Genomic DNA, 1,191 nt, shown 5'->3' on the forward strand with positions numbered 1-1,191 from the left:
GGCCGGTACGCCCGCGTCGCCCCCGCCGGCACGGCCGCACCGGCCGCCCTCGCCGCGGCGGTGCCCGAGTACGCGCCGGCCCGGTGGATCTCGGCGTACGGCGGCAACTACGCGACGGGCCGCTCCTCGCGGATCACCACGGTGGTGGTGCACGTGACCCAGGGCTCGTACGCCGGCACGATCAGCTGGTTCCAGAACCCGTCGGCGGGGGTGAGCGCGCACTACGTCGTGAAGTCGAGCAACGGCGAGATCACCCAGATGGTGCGCGAGGGCGACACCGCCTACCACGCGCGCTCGGCCAACCCGTACTCCGTGGGCATCGAGCACGAGGGCTACGTCGATAACCCGAGTTGGTTCACCGAGAGCATGTACCGCTCGTCGGCGGCGCTGACCCGCTACCTGTGTGACAAGTACGGCCTGCCGAAGAACCGCACCGCGATCAAGGGCCACCACGAGATGCCGGGCAACGACCACACCGATCCCGGTCCCCACTGGAACTGGAACCACTACGTCTCCCTGGTCAACGCCGGTGGCGGATCCGGTGGTCGGTATCTGGCGGGTTCGCCCACGGACTTCACCGGCGACGGCAAGGACGACATCGTCGCCTTCACCCACGGCAACCTCAACGACGTCTACGTCTCCACCTCCACCGGCACCACCTTCGCCGGCACCTCCAACAAATGGAACGACTTCTTCGGCCTCAACGGCGAAACCCTCCTCACCGGAGACTTCAACGGCGACGGACGCGACGACATCGTCGCCTTCACCCACGGCACCCTCGCCGACGTCTACGTCTCCACCTCCACCGGCACCAGCTTCAACGCCAGCCAAAAATGGCACGACTGGTTCGCCCCCCACAACGAAGTCGCCGCCATCGGCGACGTCAACGGCGACGGCAAAGACGACATCATCACCTTCACCCACGACAACAACGCCGACGTCTACGTCGCCCTCTCCACCGGCACCAGCTTCACCGGCACCGCCGTCAAATGGCACGACTACTTCTCCATCCCCGGCGAACACCCCGCCCTCGGCGACGTCAACGGCGACGGCCGCGACGACATCATCACCTTCACCCAAGGCCCCAACACCGCCGCCGACGTCATCATCGCCCTCTCCAACGGATCCTCGTTCGGCACCCCCCAGAAATGGCACGACCTCTTCGCCGTCGGCAACGAAAAACCCCGCGTC

Annotated in this window: 1 protein-coding gene; it reads left to right on the plus strand. The window is 66.9% G+C overall.

Annotated features, from left to right (window positions below; all coding sequences use genetic code 11):
* Positions 1-1,191: N-acetylmuramoyl-L-alanine amidase (locus tag AB0B91_RS66290; protein WP_358343310.1), on the plus strand; the 1,191-nt coding region annotated here is incomplete at both ends.

This window comes from Nonomuraea sp. NPDC049141 (genome assembly GCF_040648415.1).
Lineage (GTDB): Bacteria > Actinomycetota > Actinomycetes > Streptosporangiales > Streptosporangiaceae > Nonomuraea.